The organism is Brevundimonas sp. (assembly GCF_030656255.1).
In the GTDB taxonomy this organism is placed as follows: domain Bacteria; phylum Pseudomonadota; class Alphaproteobacteria; order Caulobacterales; family Caulobacteraceae; genus Brevundimonas.
Genome location: NZ_JAUSOE010000115.1, coordinates 1 through 20,484, shown reverse-complemented (window position 1 = coordinate 20,484; position 20,484 = coordinate 1). Strand labels below are relative to the sequence as shown.

The following is a 20,484-nucleotide window of genomic DNA, read 5'->3' as shown; positions in this document are numbered from 1 at the left end:
TCGAAGGCGTCTTCCAGCTCGATCTCTTTGGCGACCGACACGCCGTCCTTGGTCGAGCGCGGGGCGCCGAAGGACTTCTGGATCACGACGTTGCGGCCCTTGGGACCGAGCGTCACCTTGACGGCGTTGGCGAGCACGTTGACGCCGCGCAGCATCTTGTCGCGCGCGTCGGTGTTGAACTGTACGATTTTAGCGGCCATGCGGGCAGCTCCTATCTAGATGGATTGATTGAAGAAACGCGAACGTCGGGTGCTTAAGAAAGCACGCCCAGGACGTCGGATTCCTTCATGATGATCAGGTCGTCGCCGTCGATCTTCACTTCCGTGCCCGACCACTTGCCGAACAGGATGCGGTCGCCGGCCTTCAGTTCCAGAGCATTGACCTTGCCGGATTCGTCACGAACGCCGGGGCCGACGGAGACGACTTCGCCTTCCTGCGGCTTTTCCTTGGCGGTGTCGGGGATGATGATCCCGCCCTTGGTCTTGGATTCTTCTTCAACGCGCTTAACCAGCACGCGGTCGCCGAGCGGACGAAACGCCATCGGTTCTCTCCTTATGTACCCCCGGACGGGGGCGACTTGAAAACGGTGGGTCAGCCTCTCTTCGATCACCGTTTTGGCAGCCGACCGGTGAGAGTGCTAACGCGACCGGGAGGTAGTCAGAGGTCAGGGCGACGTCAAGCGGCAGGCCCGCCGCCAGTCTGCGAAACTTCCGCGACAAATGAACCGAAAATGAATGACGCGCTCCGAGGCTGTTCAAGCCCAGGCTGGCAGAACCGTTTCAACGCTGGACGCATTTCCGTTCTCGGAAACGCCGATCCGGCCCGAAAATAAAAGGAGACGATCATGTCCAAGTTGCTGAAGATCACCGCCGCCGTCGCCGCCCCGGTCGTCGCCATGAGCCTGATGGCCGGCCCGGCCTCGGCCCAATCTTACCGCGACCGTGATCGCGGCGACGACAACGCCGGCCGCAACGCCCTGATCGGCGCCGCCGTCGGCGGTCTGGCCGGCGCCATCTACGGCAACGGCGACGGTCGCTATATCGCCGGCGGCGCCCTGGGCGGTGCAGCCATCGGCGCGGTGGCCTCGTCCTCGAACCGGGGTTCGGGCTGCGAATACTATCGCGGCGGCCAGTGCTACCGGAACCAGGGCCACTGGGAGCGGGAACACGGCATCAACAGCCGGGACCCGCGCTGGGAGCAGCGCCGCGACTATCGCGACTATCGTCGGGACCAGCGTTATGACCGCCGGGATGATCGTCGCGACTACCGCTACGACCGCCGCTGGTAGGCGACGGATCGGATGAAGAAAGGGCGTCCTGCGGGGCGCCCTTTTTTGTTACGCCGCGTCCTGGCGGGGTCCCCAGTGCGGGAAGGGATCCTCCAGCTTCGCCCAGCCCTTGGGCCCGCGCTCCATCTCGAACCGGGTCAGCAGGGCGGCGTCGAACAGGGAGGTCAGCAGGTCGCGGTTCATGTCCTTGCCGATCAGGACGATCTCCTGGCGGCGGTCGCCATAGGGCTGGCGCCAGACCGCCTCGATCGCCTTCAGCCATTCGGGATTGTCGTCAGGCCAGCGCTCGCGCGGGGCCGAGGCCCACCACAGACCGCCCCACTCATGCTCCGTCACCGCCCCGGCCTGGCTCCAGGATCCGACATAGTCCATCCGGCTGGCCAGCCAGAAAAACCCCTTGGAGCGCCAGACGCCGGGCCATTCGCGGTTCAGCAGGTCGTGAAAGCGCCGGGGGTGGAACGGCTTGCGCGCCCGATAGACGAAGGTCGAGACGCCGTATTCCTCGGTCTCGGGCGTCACCTCGCCGCGAAGGGCCTGGGACCAGCCGGCGGCCTGTTCGGCCCGCTCCATGTCGAACAGGCCCGTGCCGATCACCTGATCCAGGGCGACGGCGCCGCGCACCGCCTCGATGATCCGGGCGCGGGGATTGAACTGGGTCATCATCGCCTTCAGCGTCCCGAGCTGGGTCGCATCGAGCAGGTCGCACTTGTTCAGCACGATGACATCGGCGAACTCGATCTGGTCGATCAGCAGATTGGCGACGGTGCGCTCGTCGTCCTCGCCCAGATGTTCGCCGCGGGTCTTCAGCCGGTCGGTCGAGGGATAGTCGCGGTGGAAGTTGAAGGCGTCGACCACCGTGACCATGGTGTCGATCCGGGCCAGGTCCGACAGGCTGAAGCCGTCCTCGTCGCGGAAGTCGAAGGTGGCGGCGACCGGCATGGGTTCGGAGATCCCCGTCGATTCGATCAGCAGACAGTCGAACCGCCCCTCGCGCGCCAGCTTGCCGACCTCGATCAGCAGATCCTCGCGCAGGGTGCAGCAGATACAGCCGTTTGACATCTCCACCAGCCGTTCCTCGGTCCGCGACAGGTCCGCCCCGCCGCCGTCGCGCACCAGGGCGGCGTCGATGTTCACCTCGCTCATGTCATTGACGATCACCGCCGCCCGCAGACCGGCGCGGTTCGACAGAATGTGGTTCAGCAGGGTCGTCTTGCCGGCCCCCAGGAAGCCGGACAGGACGGTGACGGGCAGTTTCTTGAACTCGGACACGAAGGCGCTCCACGGATGCTGCGCCGAGCTTGACCACAGCCGGGCGACTATGAGAGTTACGTTATAGTATAACATACATAGTCAGCAAGGTTCTCCATGGCGGTCGGCGCAGTCGTCCAGGGGCAGGGGCCCACAGTCTTCACCACCCTGTTCGAGCCGCAGGTGCGGATGGCGATCTGGTCGCGGCCCAGCCCCATGCCGCCCGACGCCCCGCCCCCGGCCGACTTCACCGCCGAATGCGACGGGCGCTGGATCGCCCCATCGGGTCCGGCGCCCGAGTGGCTGCTTCGGGATATTCAGGGACTGGGGGAGATGGTGGCGGCGATCAGCGGATGCGAAGCCTGGCATGCGCGCTGCGAGACCGTGACCCGGCGCGCCTGCCCGCGGTTTCACCAGGACGCCGTTCCGGTGCGCCTGATCGTCGCCTATGAGGGGGCCGGGCCGGAATGGGCCTTCGCCGGCGAGATCGGCGAGGATCTGGACGGGCGCCTGATCGGCACGCGACGCCGGGTCCGCACCCTTCATCCCGGCGACGTCGCCATCATGAAGGGCACGGCGCCGGGCTGGGAGGCCTGGCCGGAATTTCCGATGGTTCTGCACCGCTCGCCGCCGGCCGGGAGGCGCACCCCCCGGCGCGTCTTGACGATCGACGCCGCGCCGGACTGAGCCTCAGCCCATCAGCCGTGTCATCAGACCGGCCGTTGATGGGTCCAGATCGGCGGACGGTCCGCCGGCGTCCACGTCCTTCAGGATGGCCTTGGCCAGGACCTTGCCCAGTTCGACGCCCCATTGGTCGAAGCTGTTGATGTCCCAGATCACGCCCTCGACGAAGGTCTTGTGCTCATAGAGGGCCAGCAGGGCGCCGAGGGTCTTGGGCGTCAGGCGGTCCATCAGGATGGCGGTCGAGGGGCGGTTTCCGGTGAAGGTGCGGTGGGTCGCCAGACGGGTCGCCTCTTCCTCCGACAGGCCCTGGGCCAGGCCTTCGGCCTTGGCGGCCTCGGTCGTCTTGCCCAGCATCAGGGCCTGCCCCTGGGCCAGGGCGTTGGACCAGAGCGGGGATTCCGGCGCGTCCGCATGGGTTTTCGCCACGATCACGAACTCGGCCGGGACGATCTGCGGTCCCTGGTGGATCTGCTGGAAGAAGGCGTGCTGGCCGTTGGTGCCGGGCTCGCCGAAGACCACCGGGCAGGTCTGGCGCGTCACCGGCGTGCCGTCGCGATGCACCCGCTTGCCGTTCGACTCCATCTCCAGCTGCTGCAGGAAGGACGGCAGGCGGCGCAGGGCATGGGCGTAGGGGGCCACGGTGCGGGCGGGCCGGTTCAGGCCGTCGACGTTGAACACCTGGGCTAGGGCCAGCAGGACCGGCGCGTTCTGCTCCAGCGGAACCGAGACGAAATGGTCATCCATAGCGGCGGCGCCCGCCAGCATGGCCTCGAAGGCGTCCCAGCCCAGCGCGATGCCGCACGACAGGCTGACCGCCGACCACAGCGAATACCGACCGCCGACCCAGTCCCGGAAGGCGAAGGTGCGGCCGCAGCCGAAGGCCGCCGCCTTGTCCGGCGCCGCCGTCACCCCGATGAAGTGTTTGGTCATCCCCTCGGCGGGCAGGGACGCGGCCAGCCAGGCCTTGGCCGCCTCGGCGTTGGCCAGGGTTTCCTGGGTGGTGAAGGTCTTGGACACGACCACGATCAGGGTGGTCTCGGGATCCAGGCCGGTCAGGGCCTCGGCCATGTCGCGCGGGTCGATATTGGCGACGAAGCGAAGATCAATGGCGGGGTCCAGCGGGTGCAGGGCGTCCCAGACCACGCGCGGGCCCAGGTCCGACCCGCCGATGCCGACGTGGACGATAGCCTCGAACTTTTTGCCCGTAGCCCCCGCCTCGGCGCCCGAGCGCACGGCGTCGGCATAGGTCTTCATATCCGCCCGCACCGCATCTACCTCGGCCGAGACCGGTTCGCCCAGTGCGTGGAAATCGGCGCCCGGTGCGGCGCGCAGGGCGGGGTGCAGCACGGCCCGGCCCTCGGTCAGATTGACGGCTTCCCCGGCGAACAGGGCGGCGCGGCGGCCCTCGACGTCGCAGGCGCGGGCCAGATCCAGACAGGCCTCGAAGGCGGCCTGGGTCCAGCTCTGTTTCGACAGGTCCAGATAAAGCCCCGCCGCCTCGACCGACATCCGCGCCAGCCGATCAGGATCGGCGGCGAACTGCTGGTCGATACGGGTCGCCCCGGCCTCGGCGGCGGTGCGGTCGAAGGTCGTCCAGGCGTCGTCGCGAGTCATTTGCGTCCTCTGGGAGAAAGTCTGGGAAGAGAAGAAGGTAAACACTCGTTTACGGGTCGGGCGTATGTCGGTTCAACGTCCTAGCCGACGCTGAAACAGGAAGTCACCCTCATGTCCTGCGGCCTTGCTCTCACGATCGCCCTGACCCTGTCCAATCCCGCTGTGGCCCTGGCGGCTGAACAGCCCCCTGCGGCGGTCGGGGCTCCGGTGTCGGTGGCGACCGAGCCCCTGTTCGCCGACATCGTCGCCCGTTCCGGCGCGCTGAAGGCCCTGGTCGACGGCTGGGCGGCGGCCAAGGCGGCGGATCAGGCCGACTTCTTCACCAGCCAGGCCTTCACCGGCTTCAAGGCCCAGGCGGAACAGCTGGCGGCGCTCGACATGCAAGGCCACCTGATCCTGAAGGAACGGGGCACGGACGGCGATCTGAAATGCATCCTGCGCGGCATCTCCGAGGACATGCCGAAAAAGGTCCAGGCGGTTCAGGCGGCGGCCACGCCGGCCGACCGCGCCGTCGCCCTGTCGGACCTGTCCTATCTGCTGAACGATAACGTCGAAGTCATCACCGCCCCGCCGCAGCCGGAGGTTTAGGCTCTTTCGTCATCAGGCGGAGGCCGTCACGCCCCCTTCAGAGCCTCGATGACCACGCCTTCGGTCAACAGTTGCGGCAGGATGCGCGGGTCGCCGCCCTTCGCCGGATAGAGCAGATACAGCGGCACGCCCGAACGGCCGTGACGCTCCAGTTCGCGGGTGATGGCGTCGTCGCGGCGGGTCCAGTCGCCGACCAGATAGACGGCGTTCGTCGCCCTCAGGGCCTCGGCGACGCGGGGCGAGGACAGGGCGGCGCGCTCGTTGATCTTGCAGGTCACGCACCAGTCGGCGGTGAAATTGACCAGGACCGGGCGGCCCTCGGCCTGGGCGACGCGCACGGCCTCGGCCGACCAAGGCGCGGAGGCCAAGGGGCCGGCCTCTGACGCTGAGGCCGTCTCAGGCGTCGGCGCACGACCGGCGATCACGGCCAGGGCCAGGGCGGCGAAGAGGGCGATCAGGCTGGATCCACCGGTCAGGCGGGCGGATCGACCCAGGGCGCGCTGGGCCTGGGTCAAGCCGAACAGCCACAGGGCGAAGGCGGTGGTCAGGGCGGCGGCCATCAGCAGGGCCAGTCCCGCCGCGCCGGTTTGGCGCGAAAAGACCCAGACCAGCCACAGGGCCGCACCGTACATGGGGAAGGCCAGCAGGCCCTTCAGCCGATCCATCCATGGGCCGGGCCGGGGCAGGCGCCGCAGCAGGCCGGGCGACAGGCTGACGGCCAGATAGGGCAGGCCCAGGCCCAGGCCCAGCATCAGGAAGATCAGCAACGCCGCCGGCCAGGGCATGAGAAGGGCCGCGCCCAGGGCCGCCGCCATGAAGGGGGCGGTGCAGGGGGCGGCGACGACCACGGCCAGAACCCCGGTGAAGAAGGCGCCCGCGCCGCCCGGCAGGCGCGACAGGGGACCGGCCCCGGCCCCCTGGAGCCCGGCGCCGACATGGAAGACGCCCGACAGGTTCAGCCCCACCGCCAGCATCAGCAGGGCGAGACCCGCGATCACCGCCGGCGACTGAAGCTGGAAGCCCCAGCCGACGGCCTCGCCCCCGGCGCGCAGGGCCAGCAGGACGCCGGCCAGGACCAGGAAGCTCGCCAGAACCCCGGCCAGGAACAACAGACCGTCGCGTCGCGCCTCGCGCGGCTTATGGGCCGAGGCGGCCAGGGCGGCGGCCTTCATGGCCAGAATGGGAAAGACGCAGGGCATCAGGTTCAGGATCAGGCCGCCGACCAGGGCGAACAGGGCCGATTGCAGGATCAGGCCCAGGTTCAGGTCGGTTGTCGCAGCGCTTGGGGTCTCGACCTCGCCGGACAGGGCCTTGCCGCCGGTGGTTCCGGTCAGGACCGGGCCGGGCTGGGCCGTGATCTCCCAGGCGCCGGCGTCGGTGGCCAAGACCCCCGAGATCGGACCGGTCAGACCCTTGGCCGTCAGGTCGCCGCCGGGGGTCAGGGTCAGGCTCAGCCCGTTCGGGCCGCTCTGACCCGACTGGGGGGCGGCGTGGTCGATGATCTCGCCCTCGAACGGATAGAAATAGGCTTGGCTAAGGCCCGCGCCGGCCGTCAGGTCCGCCAGGGGGCCGCCCGTCGCCGACAGGGTCAGGACGCCGTTCTGCAGGGTGGCGCGGGCGTCCAGGCCCGCCGGTCGCGGCGCGGCCTCCAGCACGGCCTGGATCGCGGCGCCATGGTCGGGATCCAGCGGCGGGGCGCCCTCGCGGATCGGCAGGTCCAGACGCAGGCTCATCTGCACCGGCACGCACATCTGGTCGCTGCACACCAGGAACAGGGCGTCGACGATCAGGGGCATTGTGGTTCCCGGCCGGGCCGAGGCTGGAACCTCGATCGGGACAGGCAGATAGACGTCGCCGGAATAGCCGTAGTTGACCAGGCTCATCAGCCGTTGACGCGTGGGCAGGGGCCAGACGATCTCGCCGGCCTTGACCCCGGCCGGCAGACGCCAGTCCAGGGTGGTCGGCCCTCCGGAATCGCCGGGATTGCGCCAATAGGTATGCCAGCCCGGCGCGATGGTCTGGCGCACCGCCACCACGACGGTCGATCCCGGCGCGGCCCAGCGCGACAGGGGGACCAATTCCGCCTCGATATTGTCGGCCTGACGCGGACCGGGCAGCACGATCGCCGCAGCCTCGGCCGGACGGCTGACCGGCTGGGCCTCGGCGACGGACGGAACGCCCGGCAGGGCGGACAGGCCGAGGAACAACAGCAGAGCGAACAGGAAGGCGGTCGGGCGCATGACCTGCTTCTAGGCCCTGCGACCCGCTCTGTCAGCGTGTCCGATCAGCCGAGTTCAGCGGCGCGGGTGGGCGTCCACGATGACTTCGGTGCGCCGGCGCAGGGGTTCGGCCGCCCCGCCCGCCGTGGTCGCGCCCGCGTCGCCTGCGGCGCCCACGTCGAACACCGGCGAGGGCAGACCTGCCGCATTCAGCGCCTGGGCCACGGTCCGCGCACGGCGTTGCGACAGGCTCATATTGGCCTCGCTGGCCCCGGTCGCGTCCGCCAGACCCACCACCTGGATGGTGCGCACGTCACAGGTCCGCAGCACGCCGGCCGCCGCATCGATGGCCTGGTCGGCCGCATCGGTCAGACGCGCCTCGCCCTCGCGGAAATAGATGTCGAACCGCACCGGCATGCACAGGGACCCGCTGGTCACGATCTGATCGCGCCGCATCGGCGTCGCACAGGCCCCCAGCGCCAGCATCCCGCCGGCCAAGGCCAGAATTGTTATAGTTTTCATGACTATCCCCTGTGTCCCACCATCATCCTGCACACGAAAAAGGCGGCCCGTCCATGACGAACCGCCCTTCGCGAAACTCAAACCGGTCTCGAACTAGACCTGGGTCCGGTTCGAAGGTCACGGCTCAATAACGGCGTTGGCCGTTATCCCAGTAGCACTCGTCCTGGCGGTTGTCGTAGCAGTAGTAGGTGCGGCCTTGGCTGTCGCGGTAGCGCTGCTGGTTGTTGCGGTCCTGGCTCGAACCGCGGATCGCGCCCGCTGCGCCGCCCAGGGCGCCGCCGATCAGGGCGCCGGTGGCTGCGTTGCCGCCGCCGACATTGTTACCGATGACGGCGCCGGCGACAGCGCCGAGGCCGGCGCCGATGGCGCCCTGGCGCACGGTCTGGTTCGAGTTGCCGTAAGGGTCGCTCGCACAGGCCGAAGCCAAAAGGCCGGCGCCGGCGATCGCGATGATGGCCTTGTTCATGATGAAATCCTCTGTCCTGGGTTCGCCCCGAAGGCGAGAACGCTGGAATGCGGCTCCGGTTCCCCTGTCTATCGCCGTTCTGCCGAAACGATTATGCTTAACCGGCGTGGGTCCAGCCTGCGCAGTCCTTGGGGGGAAGTGATGCAGTTTTCCGAGATTACGCGCGCCACGATCGGCGCTGAAGGCCCGATCTGGGCGCGCAGCAAGAAGCGCAAGGCCTCGGCCGCGCCGCTGGTCAATGTGCTGGTGACCCTGCTGGCCCTGATCGGGGCGCTGACCCTGGTCCTGTCGATCAAGGAAAGATCCGCCCAGGCGGCGGGCCGGATGATGGACGGCTGGATCATGACCGGCTGGACCGAGGCGCAGAGACTGGCGGGTCGCGCCCCGGAAGCCGCAGGGGTCGCAGCCGACAAGGCGGGTCAGGCGACCGAAAGGACGGGCGACGCTTTGAAGGCCGGCGCCTCGACCGCCCGCGACGAACTGAAGCAATAGTCACGCTTGTCGGGAACAGGCGGGCCGTCTGGACGTTCGGCGCCCATGACCGACATCCTGAGTTCAGAACCCGACGCCGGCGCAGGCGAGCCGAGCGACGAGGCCGCGCGTGTTCTCACGCCCCACACGCCGCTGGCCCGGGCGGTGATGCTGGTCAATCCCCTGTCCGGCAGCGTCGGCCCGCGCGCCGTAGCGGAGGCCGAGGCGATCCTGGCCGACTATGATCTGCAAACCCAGGTCGTGGTTCTGGAAGCCGGCAATTTCGATCAGGCCATCGCCGAGGCCTTCGCGGCCGCGCCGGATGTGATCTTCGTCCTGGCCGGCGACGGCACGGCGCGGTCCGTGGCGGCGAAGGCCAAGCCGAATGGTCCGATGATCGCCCCCCTGCCGGGGGGCACGATGAACATGCTGCCCAAGGCGCTGTACGGCACGGCCGACTGGAAGCTGGCCCTGCGCCGCGCCCTGGAAGAGGGCGAACCCCAGTCGGTGTCGGGCGGCGAGGTGTCGGGGGAATATTTCTACTGCGCCGCAATCCTGGGCTCGCCGGCCCTGTGGGCGCCGGCGCGCGAGGCGATGCGGACCGGCAAGGTGAAACTGGCCTGGGCCTACGCCCGGCGCGCGCTCAAGAGGGCCTTCAGCGGTCGATTGAGGTTCTCCCTGGACGGCGGAGACAAGCGCCGCGCCGAGGCCCTGGTGCTGATCAGCCCGATGATCTCCAAGGCCATGGAGGAACCGAACGGTCTGGAGGCGGCGGCCATGGATCCGTCGGACGCCAGCCAGGCCTTCCGCCTGGCGGCCAACGCCCTGTTCAGCGACTGGCGCCACGATCCCGCCGTCTCGACCTGCCCGGCCAGGCGGATCGACGTCCGGGCGCGCTCCAAGATTCCCGCCGTGATAGACGGCGAACCTGTTCTGCTGAAATCCGAGGCGACCGTGCGATTCATTCCCAAGGCGTTCCGCGCCCTTGCGCCCCGGCCCCCCGCGGCCGAGGACAGTCTCTGATGGGCCGCGTCCTCCAGTTTTCGGACGTTCATTTCGGATGCGAGCACAAGGGGGCGGTGGCGGCGGCGCTGGAGTACGCCCACGCTACGCCCAATGATCTGGTGCTGATCACCGGCGACATCACCCAGAAGGGCTATCCGGTCGAATTCCGGGCGGCGGGCGAATGGATGCGGGCCATGCCGGAGCCGCGCTTCGTCATCGTCGGCAATCACGACGTTCCCTACTGGAGCCCGGTCGCCCGCCTGTTCCATCCGTGGCGGGCCTTCGAAACCGCCACGGGTTTTCCAGCTCACGACGGTCAGTTCTGCAACGACACGGTAATGGTGCGCGGGGTCGTCACCGCGCGCGGCTGGCAGGCGCGGCCCAACTGGTCCAAGGGGGTCATCGATCTGGACCAGACCCGTCGGTCGGCGGAGGCCCTGCGCCAGGCGCCGATCGGGGCGCTGCGGATACTGGCCTGCCACCACCCCCTGATCGAAATGATCGGCACGCCGATGACCGGCGACGTCAAGCGCGGCGCCGAGGCGGCCGTGATCTTCGCCGAGGCGGGGGTGGATCTGATCATGACGGGCCATGTCCATGTGCCCTTCGCCCTGCAGATCGATCTGGCGGACCGCTGCTCCTACGCCGTCGGCTGCGGAACCCTGTCGCATCGCGAGCGCGGCTCGCCGCCAGGCTTCAACCAGGTGGACTGGGACGACAAGACCATCACCGTCACGGCCCTGGCCTGGGACGGGCGGGACTACAGCACCCACCAGGTCTGGCGGCTGCCGCGTCGTCAGGACACCCGCAAGGCCGCGACCGCGCCCAGCCCGAACAGGCCGGGCGAGCTGGAGAAGGCGGCGGTCTGAGCCGTCTGTCTCCGCCGCCAAAAGGCGTGGTGAATAGAGAAAGGGCCGGAACTTGCGTTCCGGCCCTTCTGCATCTTGTCGGTTCTGCGAGCCCTATAGTCGAGGGGCGCCGCGTCCGCGAAGTCCGCCGGCCACGAGGGCGATGACGAACAGGATGATGGCGATCACGGCGATGAATTTGGCGATCTCGAACGAGAAGTTCGCGATGCCGCCGAAGCCGAGAACGGCTGCGATCAAGGCCACGACCAGGAAGATAATTGCCCAGCGAATCATGGGTTTAGTCTCCTGAGTTGAGTTTGCCGACGGCGGCCTTGCAGCCGTTCGTCCCGTCGGCAGATCAACGTTCAGGCCCGCGCGGCGTTCCCTCGCGGTCGCAGAAACCTTAGCGGCGACGACGTTTCGCGTAGCCGCCCTGATCCATCTTCCGCTCCGCCACCATGCTGGCGACAATCGCGGCCAGGGCCGGATTGCGCAGCAACAGGAAGGCCGCGCCCAGTCCGCCGACCGCGCCGATGATCGGGCGTTCGCGAACGATATGGATCAGCTTGCCGATCAGACCGTCCGGCGCATCCTCCTCGTCCTCCTCGTCGTGACTTTCGCCCTTCAGGAAGACGAGAGCGACGATCAGGGCGACCAGGGCGAACAGGCCGAAGGTGATGGCCGAGGCGCCCAGGGGCGTCGTCATCAGGCTGATGGCATGGAAGATGGCGATGCCGAGAAACACTACGGCCAGAAAGACGCTCGCGGCGACCACGCTGGTCGCCACGATGCGTTTGACGATGCCCTTGAACATCAGCGGCGACGGCCGGCCAGCAGCAGACCCAGAACCACGCCGACGCCCAGCGCGATGGCGGTCGACTGGACCGGACGTTCCTGCACCCGCTCGACGATATAGCGTTGGGCTTCGTCCAGGCGTTCGGCGGCGTCGTCATAATATTCGCGGCCGCGCACCCGGGCGGTGTCGTAATAGCCGCGCGCCTGGTCGCGCACTTCCTCGCTCTTGGCCCGCAGCTTGGCCTCGGCCTCCTCGGCCTTTTCGCGCAGACGCTGGGTTTCTTCGCGGGCGCCGATCTTCAGATCCTCCTTGAGGGTCTTCAGGTCGGCCTTGATGTCTTCTCTAGCCTTGGTGGTGGCCATGGTGCGCGCTCCGGTTTCAAGCTTGGCAATAGAATAGGGGACCCCGTTTCCGAACGCTACACCCGGCGCGAGGTTCCCTTCGTCCACCGGCGATCCCCGGCCTCGTCAGGGGCGTTGCGCCGTTCTAGATTGAGGGAATGACCGACCTGCTGTTCGCCCCCCGCCCCGCCCCCACCCTGCCGATCACCGGCGACGCCCGGCGCTTCCCGGTTCGCCGCATCCTGTGCGTCGGCCAGAACTACGCCGCCCATGCGCGGGAAATGGGATCGGACCCGGACAAACAGTCCCCCTTCTTCTTTTCCAAGCCCGGCGACGCCCTGGTCTCGGACGGGGCCGACCCGGCCTATCCGTCGGCGACGGACAATCTGCATTTCGAGGCCGAACTGGTGGCGGCCATCGGCGAGGACGGTCGGATCGTGGGCTGGGCGGTCGGCTGCGACCTGACCCGGCGCGATCTTCAGGCAGAGGCGAAGGCGGCGGGGCGGCCGTGGGACGCGGCCAAGGGGTTCGACCAGTCGGCCCCCTGCGGCGCCCTGACCCTGGGTCCGCTTCCGGCCCCGGCGGGCGTCATCGCCCTGAGCGTCAACGGCGAGACGAAACAGTCCAGCACCCTGGACGACATGATCCTGAACCCCGATCAGATCGTGGAGGCGGCCGGAAAACTGTGGTCGCTCCAGGCGGGCGATCTGATCTTCACCGGCACCCCTTCGGGCGTCGGTCCCCTGGTGCGCGGCGACGCGGTGGTGGTGACCATCGACGGCCTGGCGCCCCTGAGCTTCAAGATCGTCTGATGATCCTGCACGGCTATTGGCGGTCGGGCGCCAGCTACCGGGTCCGCATCGCCCTGAATCTCAAGGGCGTGGCCTATGAAACGGCGGCGTATGATCTGCGCAAGGGCGAGCAAAAGGCTGCCGATTATCTGGCCCTGAACCCCCAGGGCATGGTGCCAGCCCTGCAGGACGGCGATCGGGTCGTCACCCAGAGCCCGGCCATTCTGGAATGGCTGGAGGAGGTTCATCCCGAGCCGGCCTTGTTGCCGAAGGGATCGACCGATCGGGCCCAAGTCCGGGCCATTGCCGCCCTGATCGGCTGCGACATTCATCCGCTGAACAATCTGCGCGTCCTCAGGTCGTTGCGCGAGGATTTCGGGGCGGACCAGGCCGCGGTGGACGCCTGGGCCGCACGCTGGATCGCGCCGGGCTTCGACGCCCTGGAGATTCTGGTGGCGCGCCACGGCCAGGGCTGGAGTTTCGGCGACCGGCCGGGCCTGGTCGACTGCTATCTGATGCCGCAGCTCTATTCGGCGCGGCGGTTCAACATGAGGCTGGAGGCCTGGCCGGGGCTTCTGGCGGTGGAGGCGCGGGCGCTGGACCACCCCGCCTTCGTGGCGGCGCACCCGGATCGTCAGCCCGACGCCGACGCCTGATCCGCCATACCGACGGTCTCCAGGTAAGACTCGCGTAACGTCTCGCTCAACCTCCTTTAAGCTTTGGGGGTGCAAGATGGGAATGTGACGCATTCCCCCGCCACCCCTTCGGCGCCCTCGCCTATCGATCGCCTGGCTCTCGCCGTGGTGACGGAGCCGGGACGCGCCTTGAATCCGTTCATGGCCGCGCCTTCGGGCGCGCGCGAGGACGCCATGCGCTTCCTGTTGCAGACGGGATCGGACGCGGGCGTGAAAATGATCGCGACCAAACCGGGCGGCGACGGTGAACGTCTGCTGGGCCAGGCCTGGCCCTTCCCCTCGCCCTTCCGCGTGACGGTTCAAACCGTGGCCCTGAGCGAGGGTCTGGATCGGGTCGAGGCGCGGGCGCGCCGGTCGCTGGAACGCATGGGCCTGCCGCGCGGCGAGGCCCTGCTGGTCAACAACGCCGCCGACCTGGCCGGGGCCGAGGGCCGCGCCCTGTGGGACCGGCTGCAAGCCCTGAAGACGCGCGGCCTGTTCCGCAGCATCGGTTTCTGCGCCACGGTCGAGGACGGCCCGGCCCTGCTGGCGCGCCGGCTGGAGGCCGACGTGGTTCAGATTTCCTGCAATCTGCTGGACCAGCGGGCCGCCGCCGAAGGCGTGCTGGACGAGATCAAGGCCGGCGGCGCCGAGGTGCATCTGGCCTCGGTCTTCGCCGGCGGTCTTCTGTTCGCCGTCGGTGATGAATTGCCGCCCCATCTGGCGACCTACGCCCAGGCCCTGTCGCGGACGCGCCGGCGTCTGGCCGAACGGCGCTGCGACCCGATGCAGGCGGCCCTGGCCTATGCGTTTTCGCTGAAGGCGGTGGACCGGGTGGTCGCCAGCGTGGCCTCGGCGGCCGAACTGCGCGCCATCCTGGCCGCCGCCCACGCGCCCGGCCCCGATCTGAGTTGGCCGGAGCTGGCGCTCGAGGCGCCGGCGGCCTTCACCGCCGACGCCCGCGCGCGGATCAGTAGCGCAGCCTGACCCCCACATAGGCCGAGCGGCCGGGCTCGCCGTAGCCCAGCACCTGTTGATAGTGTTCGTCGGCCAGGTTCTCGATCCGGGCCGTCAGCGTGACCTTGTCCGTCAATTCGTAGGCCGCGTTCAGATTGGCCGTGACGAAGCCCTCGCGCGCGACCGTGACGCCGTTGTCGGAATCGTCCTGGTCGCCCTCGGCGCGGACGGTCAGGGCGCCCGAAAGCCGGTCTCCGGTCCAGCCCAGGGTCGCCGACCCCGCATGTTCCGGCACGCGCAGCAGGCGGGCGCCCGTGGTGCGGTCCTCGGCGTCGGTCCAGGCATAGGCCAGGGTCAGGTCGAAGCCGGCCCCCAGCAGGGCGCGGCCCTCCAGCTCGAAACCGTCCGACCGGGTCTTGGCGACATTGATATATTCGCCGGCCGTATAGGTGATCTGGTCTTCCACGTTCAGCCGATAGACGGTCGCGCGACCCTCGAACCGACCGTCAGCCGAGGCCCAGCCCAGGGCAATTTCGACGCTGTCGGCGGTTTCCGGCTTCAGTTCCGGCCAGGGCAGGGGGGCGTAGCAGTAGTCGCAGACGGCCTGGCTGACGGTCGGGGCCTTGAAGCCCGTGCCATAGGCGCCCGACAGGATGAAGCCGCCGGCCAGGTCATAGGCGGCTGAAATCCGGCCGGTGGTCTCGGCGCCGAAATCGTCGGTGTCGTCGTAACGCAAGCCGCCGGTCAGGTTCAGGGCGCCGATGTCGTACTGGCCCACGCCGAAGACCGAGGTGGTCGCCAGGTCGCGCGCCTCGCCCGATGACAAGGCGGCGGAGGATTCCTCGCGTTCGGCGCCGAAGGCGTAGGTCACGCCCCGCGTCGCGCCGTCCGCCTGCCAGCGATAGGCCTGACGGTCGCCGCTGAAGGTGGAGCCGAAGCCGCCGCTGTAGGAGGTGCGTTCGATGTCGGAGGCCGAGACGCTGAACTGGTGTTTCAGGCCCAGGGCCGCCAGGCTGGCGCGACCGAAGCCGGACCATTGTTCCGACTCCTGGGTGTCGTCGGTGTCGGCCAGGGCGTAGGTCGGGGCCGGGAAGCCGTCCAGATCGGCGTCGCTCTTGGACCAGCGGGCCGAGCCGTCGAACTTGACCGTATCGGATACGGCGTAGCGCCCCTTCAGACCGACGGTGGTGTTGGTGAAGCCATCGGCCTCGGGATTGCCGTCGGCTTCGTCGGCGGCGGAGATCCCGTCGGTGTCGAAGTGAGCGACATAGGCGCTGACGGCATAGGTCTCATTGGCGACGCCGGCGGCCAGGCGGCCGCGCACGGTGTCGAAACTGCCGGCCTCGGCCTCGGCGCGCAGGCCGTCGATCTCCTTGGTGGTGAAGGAAATCACCCCGCCGATAGCGTCCGAGCCCCACAGCGACGACTGCGGCCCCGACAGGACTTCGATCCGGGCGATGTCGCCCAGGTCGAAGCCGGAGAAGTCATAGGCGCCGTTGATCTCGGCCGGGTCGTTGACTGAGACGCCGTCGACCAGAACCAGGGTCTTGCCCGGCGTGGCGCCGCGCATCCGCACCTGAGCGACGCCGCCGAAGGCGCCGGAACGGGTCACGGACAGGCCGGGGACGTCGGACAGGATGTCGGACGCGAAGACGGCGCCGCGCTGTTCGATGGTCTTGGCGTCGATGACGCGGGCGCTGGGCGTGTCTTCGACGATGGCCGGGATGCGGGTGGCGGTGATGACGACGTCGTCCAGCTGGGTCGCCTCATCAAAGGCGAAGGCAGGCGCGGCGAAGGCGGCTGACAGGGCCGCCGTAGAGAGAAGAATGGAGCGCTTCATTGAGCGGAAATCCCCGATGTCGGCTCCGCGAGTGCGCGCGAGGAACCGGTATGAGCGAGCCGATCCGCCGGGCCAAACGGTCCGGACGGCGCAAGATCGGGTCGCTGCGACGAGAATAGTCCCCGCGCCTCTGTCTGGTCCCGGACAGCGGACGAGCGACGTCAGGCGGCCAGGTTTCCTGGCTTGCGGGTCGTAAACCGTCGTCCTCGCCTTCCCAGTCGCCCAGTGGCGCCGAAGTCGCGAGACCCCGGACGGACGACGCTCTCGCCGCCTACAGTTGCGGGCACAGCCACGGTGTCTCACCGTGTTCCCTAAACCGCCTGATGCGGCCTATCGCAGGGGCGACAAGCCTGTGCAAGGGCGGCTTAACGGGCTTGAGCGGTCGGCTGCGATCCGTCACCCTGACAGCACATGAACGCGCCCGCTTTCCCGCCCCCCGAACATTCGCCCGAAGTCGCCGCCTCTCTGGAGGGCGCGACGCCCTTCATGGCGCAGTATCTGACGGCCAAGGCCGGACAGCCGGACGCCATACTCTTCTTCCGCATGGGGGATTTCTACGAGCTGTTCTTCAAGGACGCCGAGGTGGCGGCCGCCGCTCTGGGCATCACCCTGACCAAGCGGGGCAAGCACCAGGGCGAGGACATTCCCATGGCCGGGGTGCCGGTCCATGCGCTGGACGGCTATCTGGCCCGGCTGATCCGCCTGGGCCACAAGGTCGCCATCTGCGAACAGCTGGAAGATCCCGCCGAGGCGAAGAAGCGCGGCGGCAAGGCCGTGGTCCATCGCGGCGTGGTGCGGGTGGTGACGCCGGGCACCCTGACGGAGGACAGTCTGCTGGACGCGCGCGGGGCCAATCGTCTGGCGGCCGTGGCGGTGCGCAAGGGGCGGGCCGCAGTGGCGGTGGTCGAGCTGTCGTCCGGGGCGGTGGATTGCGTCGCCTGTTCGCTGGAAGACCTGGGCGCGGCCCTGGCCGCGTTTCGGCCGTCCGAGGTTCTGGTCACGGACCGGATGTATTCGGACCCGACGACGCGGGACGCCCTGGACGGGTCCGGCGGCGTGGTTCAGGCCCTGGCGAGCGCCATCGCCGAACCGCAGGCGGCGCGGGTCCGCGTCGAGCGACTGTACGGCGTCACAGCTCTGGACGGCTTCGGCGCCTTCGAGGAGGCTGAGGTCTCGGCCCTGGGCCTGATCGCCGCCTATCTGGAGACGACTCAGGCCGGCAAGGTCCCGGCCCTGGCGCCGCCGCGCCGGCTGGGCGAGAGCGGTTTTCTGGCCATCGACCCGGCGACCCGGACCAGTCTGGAGATTGATCGGACGCAGCGGGGCGAGCGCGAAGGCTCCTTGCTGGCCTGTATCGACCGCAGCGTCACCTCGGGCGGGGCGCGGGCCCTGGCGGAACGGATCGCCCGTCCGCTGCGCGATCCGGCCGCGATCAACGAACAGCTGGATGCGGTCGAATGGCTGCTGGAGCGGCGCGATCTGCGCCGCAACCTGCGCGAGGGGCTGAAGGCGTCTTCGGACATTGCCCGCGCGGTCGGTCGGCTGGCGCTGGGCCGCGGCGGTCCGCGCGATCTGGCGGCCGTGCGGGTCGGCCTGTCCATCGCGGAAGGCGTGGCCGGCCTGTTCATCGGCCAGGTCGATCCGATCACCGGCCAGCCGCGCCGCATCGCCCTGGCCCTGGACCGGCTGAGCCTGTCGCCCGAGGTGTCGCGGCTGAAGGCGGATCTGATCGACGGCCTGGTGGACGAGCCGTCGCATCTGGCGCGCGACGGCGGCTTCGTGCGCCCCGACTATCGGCCCGAACTGGACGCCGCCCGCACCCTGCGCGACGACAGCCGGCGGGTGGTGGCGGATCTGGAGGCGCGGGCCGTGGCGGAGTCGGGCGTGGCCTTCAAGGTCAAGCACAACGCCGTCCTGGGCTATTTCCTGGAAACCTCGGCCAAGGCGGCGGAAGGCCTGCTGCGGGCCGGGCCGGACAGCCCCTTCATCCACCGCCAGACCCTGGCCAGCCAGGTCCGCTTCACCACGGTCGAACTGTCGGAACTGGACGCCAAGATCAGCCAGGCCGGCCACCGCGCCCTGGCGATCGAGGCCGAGACCTTCGAAACCTGGCGGCGCGAGGTCGCCCGCCTGGCCCAGCCCCTGCAGGCGGTTGCGGAGGCCCTGGCCGAACTGGACGTCCACGCGGCCCTCGCGGAATGGGCGCAGGAGGTGGGGGCCGCCCGGCCGGTGGTGGACGACAGTCTGGCCTTCTGCGTCGAGGCCGGACGGCATCCGGTGGTCGAGGCGGCGGTCAAGGCGGCCGGCGATCCCTATACGCCCAATAATGCGCGGCTGGATGGATCGGGCAGTGACGGCGCGCGCCTGGCCATCGTCACAGGCCCCAATATGGCGGGTAAATCCACCTTCCTGCGCCAGAACGCGATTCTGGTGATCCTGGCCCAGGCCGGGGCCTTCGTGCCCGCCCGGTCGATGCGTCTGGGCGTGGTCGACCGGCTGTTCAGCCGGGTCGGCGCCGGCGACGACCTGGCGCGGGGCCGATCCACCTTCATGATGGAGATGGTCGAGACGGCCGCCATCCTGACCCAGGCCACGCCGCGCAGCTTCGTGGTGCTGGACGAGATCGGGCGCGGCACGGCGACCTATGACGGCCTGGCCATCGCCTGGGCCACGGCCGAGGCCCTGCATGAGACCAACCGCGCCCGCACCCTGTTCGCCACCCATTATCACGAGCTGGCCCAGCTGGAGACGCGGCTGGACCATGTCTGCAACCTGTCCATGGTGGCCAAGGAGTGGAACGGCGACCTAGTCTTCCTGCACGAGGCGGCGCCGGGGGCGGCCGACCGGTCCTATGGGGTGCAGGTGGCCAAACTGGCGGGCGTGCCGGGCGCCGTGGTCGCCCGCGCAAGATCCGTTCTCGAACGGCTGGAAGGCGAGAAGGCGGCGACCGCTCGTCTGGACGACCTGCCTCTGTTCGCCTTGGCGGAACCGGCGCCGGTCTTCGCTCCCTCGGCGGTCGAGACGGCGCTTGGGGCCGTGGACCCTGACGCCCTGACGCCCCGCGAGGCGCTGGAGGCCCTCTACAGGCTCAAGGGAATGCTCACACTGAAATAAGAGATAATACTTACGGTGGGGAAACTTCTTAACCTTGCTCATGTCACAGAAGCTTGACTGAAGACTCCAAGCCTCCACTGGATACGGCGATGAAACCCAGCGCGCTTTCCCTCTCGGCCAAAATCGCCTTCATGGTGATCGCCGCCCTGGCCGCCCTGACCGCGACCTTGCTGGCGGTGGCCGTGGTGCTTCTGACCCGCGATGCAGAGGCCAGCGCCGCCGAACGTCAGGAAGCCAATATGCGCGTCGCCTGGGACGTGCTGGCCGATTACGGCGACGGCTTCTCGGCCCGTGACGGCAAGCTCTATGTCGGGTCCACGCCGATGAACGACTTCGTCGAGCCGGTGGACCGGATCAAGGCCCTGGTCGGGGGCACGGCGACGGTCTTCATGAACGACCTGCGGGTCACGACCAATGTGGTCAAGGACGACGGGTCGCGGGCCGTCGGCACCAAGCTCAAGCCCGGCCCCGTCTATGACGCGGTGCTGAAGTCGGGCCAGACCTATCGCGGTCAGGCCGACATCCTCGGCAAGCCCTATTTCGTCGCCTACGACCCGATCAAGAACGCCGCCGGCCAGACCATAGGCGTCCTGTATGTCGGCATTCCCAAGGCCGACTTCATGGCCTCGGTGAACCATATGATGGTCGCCCTGCTGGTCTGCGGCGTGATCGTGACCTTGCTGGTGGTGGGCGGCTGTCTGGTCGCCTCGCGCCGCATGTTCTCGCCGCTGCAGGCCCTGTGCGAGCGGATGGAGGCCCTGCGTCAGGGCCGGACCGACTTCGACGCCCCCTGGGTCTCGCGCGGTGACGACATCGGCCAGATCGCGCGCGCCGTCATCGCCTTCCGCGACGCCGCTGTGCGCCAGAAGGCGACCGAGAGCGAGGCCGAGGCGATGCGCGAGACCGCCCGGGCCACCCGCGTCGCCAGCGAGGCCGAACGCGAACGTCTGGCCGAAGAGGACGCCGTGGTGGTCGAGGCCCTGGGCGACGGCCTGGCGGCCCTGGCGCGCGGCGATCT

At 68.8% G+C, this 20,484-nt stretch carries 22 protein-coding genes and 1 riboswitch; of the genes, 11 read left to right on the top strand and 11 right to left on the bottom strand.

The genetic code is table 11. The features are described from left to right. Positions 1–200: TCP-1/cpn60 chaperonin family protein (locus Q7J26_RS12005; protein WP_304936647.1), on the bottom strand; the 200-nt coding region annotated here is incomplete at its 3' end. 53 nt (positions 201–253) lie between these two features. Further along, on the bottom strand, positions 254–541 hold the full coding sequence (groES, locus tag Q7J26_RS12000; protein ID WP_008259448.1) for a co-chaperone GroES: 288 nt from the start codon (positions 539–541) through the stop codon (positions 254–256). A gap of 303 nt (positions 542–844) precedes the next feature. Here groES and Q7J26_RS11995 point away from each other — a divergent pair, with 303 nt between their 5' ends. After that, entirely contained in the window at positions 845–1,288 is a 444-nt protein-coding gene (locus tag Q7J26_RS11995; protein ID WP_304936646.1) for a hypothetical protein, read from the top strand. 48 nt (positions 1,289–1,336) lie between these two features. On the opposite strand, the gene zigA is transcribed toward Q7J26_RS11995, so the two are convergent. Further along, positions 1,337–2,557 carry a zinc metallochaperone GTPase ZigA gene (gene zigA / locus Q7J26_RS11990; RefSeq protein WP_304936645.1) on the bottom strand — a complete coding sequence of 407 codons (1,221 nt, stop codon included), beginning with the start codon at positions 2,555–2,557 and terminating at the stop codon, positions 1,337–1,339. Between the two features lie 96 nt (positions 2,558–2,653). On the opposite strand from zigA, the gene Q7J26_RS11985 reads away from it, so the two are divergent. Next, positions 2,654–3,223, top strand: a complete 570-nt coding sequence (locus Q7J26_RS11985; protein WP_304936644.1) for a DUF1826 domain-containing protein — start codon at positions 2,654–2,656, stop codon at positions 3,221–3,223. A gap of 3 nt (positions 3,224–3,226) precedes the next feature. Here the strand turns inward: Q7J26_RS11985 and pgi are convergent, their stop codons facing one another. Next, positions 3,227–4,834 carry a glucose-6-phosphate isomerase gene (gene pgi, locus Q7J26_RS11980; RefSeq protein WP_304936643.1) on the bottom strand — a complete coding sequence of 536 codons (1,608 nt, stop codon included), beginning with the start codon at positions 4,832–4,834 and terminating at the stop codon, positions 3,227–3,229. Between the two features lie 111 nt (positions 4,835–4,945). Here pgi and Q7J26_RS11975 point away from each other — a divergent pair, with 111 nt between their 5' ends. Further along, the gene (locus tag Q7J26_RS11975) at positions 4,946–5,422 is read left to right on the top strand and encodes a hypothetical protein (protein WP_304936642.1); all 477 of its coding nucleotides are present in this window, start codon (positions 4,946–4,948) and stop codon (positions 5,420–5,422) included. Between the two features lie 26 nt (positions 5,423–5,448). On the opposite strand, the gene Q7J26_RS11970 is transcribed toward Q7J26_RS11975, so the two are convergent. The 3 genes from Q7J26_RS11970 to Q7J26_RS11960 all read right to left on the bottom strand — a co-directional run bounded on the left by Q7J26_RS11970 (position 5,449) and on the right by Q7J26_RS11960 (position 8,629). Then, positions 5,449–7,662, bottom strand: coding sequence for a protein-disulfide reductase DsbD (locus tag Q7J26_RS11970; protein ID WP_304936641.1), 2,214 nt, complete (start codon positions 7,660–7,662; stop codon positions 5,449–5,451). Between the two features lie 54 nt (positions 7,663–7,716). After that, positions 7,717–8,163, bottom strand: a complete 447-nt coding sequence (locus Q7J26_RS11965; RefSeq protein ID WP_304936640.1) for an OmpA family protein — start codon at positions 8,161–8,163, stop codon at positions 7,717–7,719. 124 nt (positions 8,164–8,287) lie between these two features. Continuing rightward, positions 8,288–8,629 (bottom strand): glycine zipper domain-containing protein, encoded by a 342-nt coding sequence (locus Q7J26_RS11960; RefSeq protein ID WP_008263428.1) that lies wholly within the window; start codon positions 8,627–8,629, stop codon positions 8,288–8,290. Between the two features lie 141 nt (positions 8,630–8,770). Between Q7J26_RS11960 and Q7J26_RS11955 the strand changes: the two genes are divergently transcribed. Genes Q7J26_RS11955 through Q7J26_RS11945 form a run of 3 tightly spaced genes read left to right on the top strand, consistent with a single transcriptional unit; the run spans position 8,771 to position 10,974 of the window. After that, the gene (locus Q7J26_RS11955) at positions 8,771–9,121 is read left to right on the top strand and encodes a hypothetical protein (protein WP_304936639.1); all 351 of its coding nucleotides are present in this window, start codon (positions 8,771–8,773) and stop codon (positions 9,119–9,121) included. Positions 9,122–9,166: 45 nt separating this feature from the next. Beyond that, positions 9,167–10,123, top strand: a complete 957-nt coding sequence (locus Q7J26_RS11950) for a diacylglycerol kinase family protein (protein ID WP_304936638.1) — start codon at positions 9,167–9,169, stop codon at positions 10,121–10,123. After that, the gene (locus Q7J26_RS11945; RefSeq protein WP_304936637.1) at positions 10,123–10,974 is read left to right on the top strand and encodes a metallophosphoesterase; all 852 of its coding nucleotides are present in this window, start codon (positions 10,123–10,125) and stop codon (positions 10,972–10,974) included. The genes Q7J26_RS11950 and Q7J26_RS11945 overlap by 1 nt, the downstream gene beginning before the upstream one ends. Before the next feature lie 93 nt (positions 10,975–11,067). On the opposite strand, the gene Q7J26_RS11940 is transcribed toward Q7J26_RS11945, so the two are convergent. From Q7J26_RS11940 to Q7J26_RS11930, 3 genes are all read right to left on the bottom strand, one after another. Next, positions 11,068–11,247 (bottom strand): DUF1328 domain-containing protein, encoded by a 180-nt coding sequence (locus Q7J26_RS11940; protein ID WP_008262305.1) that lies wholly within the window; start codon positions 11,245–11,247, stop codon positions 11,068–11,070. 109 nt (positions 11,248–11,356) lie between these two features. Continuing rightward, positions 11,357–11,767 (bottom strand): hypothetical protein, encoded by a 411-nt coding sequence (locus Q7J26_RS11935; protein ID WP_304936636.1) that lies wholly within the window; start codon positions 11,765–11,767, stop codon positions 11,357–11,359. Beyond that, positions 11,767–12,111 (bottom strand): DUF883 family protein, encoded by a 345-nt coding sequence (locus tag Q7J26_RS11930; RefSeq protein ID WP_008260669.1) that lies wholly within the window; start codon positions 12,109–12,111, stop codon positions 11,767–11,769. The genes Q7J26_RS11935 and Q7J26_RS11930 overlap by 1 nt, the downstream gene beginning before the upstream one ends. Before the next feature lie 137 nt (positions 12,112–12,248). On the opposite strand from Q7J26_RS11930, the gene Q7J26_RS11925 reads away from it, so the two are divergent. The 3 genes from Q7J26_RS11925 to Q7J26_RS11915 all read left to right on the top strand — a co-directional run bounded on the left by Q7J26_RS11925 (position 12,249) and on the right by Q7J26_RS11915 (position 14,542). Next, positions 12,249–12,902, top strand: coding sequence for a fumarylacetoacetate hydrolase family protein (locus Q7J26_RS11925; protein WP_304936635.1), 654 nt, complete (start codon positions 12,249–12,251; stop codon positions 12,900–12,902). Further along, the gene (gene maiA / locus Q7J26_RS11920) at positions 12,902–13,537 is read left to right on the top strand and encodes a maleylacetoacetate isomerase (protein ID WP_304936634.1); all 636 of its coding nucleotides are present in this window, start codon (positions 12,902–12,904) and stop codon (positions 13,535–13,537) included. The genes Q7J26_RS11925 and maiA overlap by 1 nt, the downstream gene beginning before the upstream one ends. Positions 13,538–13,621: 84 nt before the next feature. Then, positions 13,622–14,542, top strand: coding sequence for an aldo/keto reductase (locus tag Q7J26_RS11915; protein ID WP_304936633.1), 921 nt, complete (start codon positions 13,622–13,624; stop codon positions 14,540–14,542). Here Q7J26_RS11915 and Q7J26_RS11910 read toward each other — a convergent pair. Next, positions 14,526–16,352, bottom strand: coding sequence for a TonB-dependent siderophore receptor (locus Q7J26_RS11910; RefSeq protein ID WP_304936632.1), 1,827 nt, complete (start codon positions 16,350–16,352; stop codon positions 14,526–14,528). The two genes, Q7J26_RS11915 and Q7J26_RS11910, sit on opposite strands and share 17 nt — an antisense overlap. 150 nt (positions 16,353–16,502) lie before the next feature. Continuing rightward, positions 16,503–16,713: riboswitch (cobalamin riboswitch) on the bottom strand. Between the two features lie 50 nt (positions 16,714–16,763). Between Q7J26_RS11910 and mutS the strand changes: the two genes are divergently transcribed. Continuing rightward, a complete protein-coding gene (gene mutS, locus Q7J26_RS11905) occupies positions 16,764–19,466 on the top strand; it encodes a DNA mismatch repair protein MutS (protein WP_304936631.1) in 2,703 nt (900 codons plus the stop codon). Between the two features lie 89 nt (positions 19,467–19,555). Next, the coding region (locus tag Q7J26_RS11900; protein ID WP_304936630.1) for a cache domain-containing protein at positions 19,556–20,484 on the top strand (929 nt) is incomplete at its 3' end.